The following is a 2,680-nucleotide window of genomic DNA, read 5'->3' as shown; positions in this document are numbered from 1 at the left end:
CCCCGATACTACCCAGCGTCACCGCCGGTAGGCCGTTGATGAGTACCGTCGACGAAACGGCTGAGATCATCGGGCTTCCGCAGGCTGAGGCGTCGCCTTGCCGTGCTGCCGGCAGGCCGTCGAAAACGACGTCGGGAGAGCCCTGGACGATGGGGTTGCTGCCATGCCCTGGCACTGGGCAGGTCGTTGGATCGGTGACGCGGGCGGCGGGTTTTCCACTCATGTGCGGGTCCTTGCATCAGTGAGATGTGCTGGCCGCTCTGGCGGCCAATTCGGGATTGAACGAGTCGGCACCTATCGCCAGCGGAAGAAACGCAGAAGGGGACTTCTCCTTGTCCCACCTCCCGGCATTGGTTTCTTCTCCGGCCCGCCGAGGACCGTAGCGAGGTGCGCCGGTCAGTCTTGAGGGTGCGACGCGGAAGCGCCGGCTACCTGCAGCGCTGCAACTTCCAGCCGGGCGTCGCGGCGGGTCTGCTCCGTATGGCCCTGGATGATGCCGGGAATCAGGAAGGCATCGACGATCCACCAGATGCCGGTAATGATCAGGGGGAACAGGGTGAAACAACCGATCAGCGTGATGATCAGTTGGGTAAACGCCGTGCCGGTTTTCCCCAGGTAGAAGCGGTGTGCGCCGAAACCGCCCAGGAAGAACCACAGAAGATAGGCGGTGCCGGTGGATTTCTGGGCGTTGGAAACTTTCTGCTCCACGAGCATTTCAGACTGTAGTGACATGAGTTTTCCCACTGATCCATGCGGAAGACATGGTGGGAATTGAAACGTTGCCAACGGTGTTTTTTCAAGCGTCCAGTCTGAGGATGTTTTTGATTTGTAGTTTTATTGCGGGGCTCTGGAAGAGTCGGCCAGGAGTCGGAACTCCTGGACTTCGTAGAAGCGCTTAAAACAAACTGGCGAGTGGCTGGAGTTTATTGGCGAAAGGCGTCCGGCCGGGCGCCTTTCGCTTTTGTCCGTTAACTTCATAGTGGCGTGGTTTCGAACTTTATCTTTTGATAGTTCTCGAAAATGAACCTGTCTTCCGGCGACAGGGCCGTTTCGTCGAAGGGCAGGATCGCGCCGTCATGCATGACCTTGTAGTCGCGAGAGGTGATTTTCGTCTCCGCCGTGGTGAATGTACTCATGAAGCGCTTATGGGCATCCCCCTGGAACTCCTTCCTGTGCTGGAGGAAGTAGGCGAAGTCCATGTGCCCAACCATGAAGACGATGCTCCAGTCCTTCCTGGCGGCTATGTCCCATTTCCACATGGCGGAGAGTTTCCGCCTAATGGCCTGGTCGGACTCCCTCAGGGCCTTCTTGAGACAGTCGAAGGCGTAGGTACTGTCTATGTCGAATTCGCAGATGGTCAGGTAGTTCACGAACTTTTCGCCGAAGACACAACTGGAGCCGAGGGTGAAAATCTCGTATCCCGGGTAATACCTGCGAAAGAAATCAAGTTCCGTCAGGAACCAGTCTTCCAGTGCGGGTCGGCTGCTCTTTCCGTAGACGTTCTTGACGATGTCTGGCGTATATTCGAACCCTTCGCTGGTGCAGGTCAGAACGTTCTTCTCATCTTTGGCGATGACTATCCTGTTTTTTGCTCCTTTCGGTTCCTTTTTCATTTTTCTTGTCCTTCGAGCGTCTGTGGAGGCCGGTTTATCGTGTTTTGGAATCTCTGTTTTAGGTTTCGCTTTCCAGGGATATAAGACGCCTGCTTACCCTGGTAGTGAGTGTCTAGCTCAAATTCTTTTTCTGTGCTTGACGAAAAGTATGCGTTGGTTTCTCGGAGGCTCGTTTTCTTGGGCGGGGAGTTTCGAACCTGAATCCATGAATGTTTTCCTGCCAGCGTTCCAGAGCCTTGTTGGCGGCGGAATCGAACGGTCTCATTAAAAGATTCGGGAAATATCATTCCACGCGTCCGCAGCCAAAAGGGCGGGCTGGCGAAGCTCGCCGGGTGCCGGTCACGGTAGGGGAGGGAGCAGCAAGGCGAGCCGGCAACAGGAAAGGCCCGGCGCTGGAGGAGCAGGCAAGGAACTGGGCAAAGAAAAAGCCCCTGAAATTCACTAGGAAAATCAGGGGCTTATCGTTTGCGTTTGGTGGAGCCGGGGGGATTTGAACCCCCGTCCGCCAGCTCTCCGCTATCGGTTCTACATGCTTAGCCAGCTCTACTGAGTTAACTCCGCGCCGCCCGAGTGGCAGGGTGCTTGGAGCGAGCTGTATGAGTTTTAGCCGTTACGTCTACAGCGAACTTGGCGGCGATCCTGTTCTATCTGACAGTCGTTTCGGGTTTACAGGCATCCCCTAGCGACTGCTAGCCGCATTAAGCAGCTAGAGCGTAGTTGTCGTCGTTGGCAACTATAAGTTTGCAGCAGCGAATTTACGAGTTCTGCTACCAGCTCGGCATGCCCCTCAAGTTTTGTTACCGGCGTCGAATCCTAATCGGCCCCAAAACCTTGACAGGTCGACGACCAGTCTACGGCAAAGGGCTGCGAGAGTCCAATCCGCCGCTCATAAACCTTTGACGCCGCTGGGTTTCCCCTCCGGAGGCGGGCTCAGGTCCAGGGGTTTGTCCGGTGCCTTGGCGTTCCGCCCGGGCGCCAGCTGTTTTTCCACGTCGGCCTGGATCGCCTGCAACACCGGTTGCAGGTCGCGCATGTTGTCGCGGACCTCGGGGTAAGGGTGGTCCTTG

General features: G+C 56.5%; 3 protein-coding genes, 1 other RNA gene and 1 pseudogene. All 5 read right to left on the bottom strand.

Annotated features, from left to right (window positions below):
* The coding region (locus FFS27_RS31330) for a PAAR domain-containing protein (protein ID WP_171019270.1) at positions 1 to 223 on the bottom strand (223 nt) is incomplete at its 3' end.
* Positions 224 to 396: 173 nt separating this feature from the next.
* Entirely contained in the window at positions 397 to 732 is a 336-nt protein-coding gene (locus tag FFS27_RS31325) for a TM2 domain-containing protein (protein WP_023101493.1), read from the bottom strand.
* A 242-nt stretch (positions 733 to 974) separates the two neighbouring features.
* A complete protein-coding gene (locus FFS27_RS31320) occupies positions 975 to 1,613 on the bottom strand; it encodes a hypothetical protein (RefSeq protein WP_003109444.1) in 639 nt (212 codons plus the stop codon).
* A gap of 472 nt (positions 1,614 to 2,085) precedes the next feature.
* Positions 2,086 to 2,438, bottom strand: a transfer-messenger RNA (tmRNA) gene (gene ssrA / locus FFS27_RS31315).
* Between the two features lie 61 nt (positions 2,439 to 2,499).
* Positions 2,500 to 2,680 (bottom strand): annotated as a pseudogene (locus FFS27_RS31310) (hypothetical protein); the annotation flags it as partial.

It is taken from the genome of Pseudomonas sp. 2VD (genome assembly GCF_005503585.1).
Lineage (GTDB): Bacteria > Pseudomonadota > Gammaproteobacteria > Pseudomonadales > Pseudomonadaceae > Pseudomonas > Pseudomonas aeruginosa.
Note: the sequence above shows the minus strand (reverse complement) of the source record. Positions and strands in the feature narration are given on the sequence as shown.

Bases quoted from the DNA above. Each gene is read 5' to 3' on its own strand.
- FFS27_RS31325 (WP_023101493.1), bottom strand. From the start codon at position 732: ATGTCACTACAGTCTGAAATGCTCGTGGAGCAGAAAGTTTCCAACGCC.
- FFS27_RS31320 (WP_003109444.1), bottom strand. From the start codon at position 1,613: ATGAAAAAGGAACCGAAAGGAGCAAAAAACAGGATAGTCATCGCCAAA.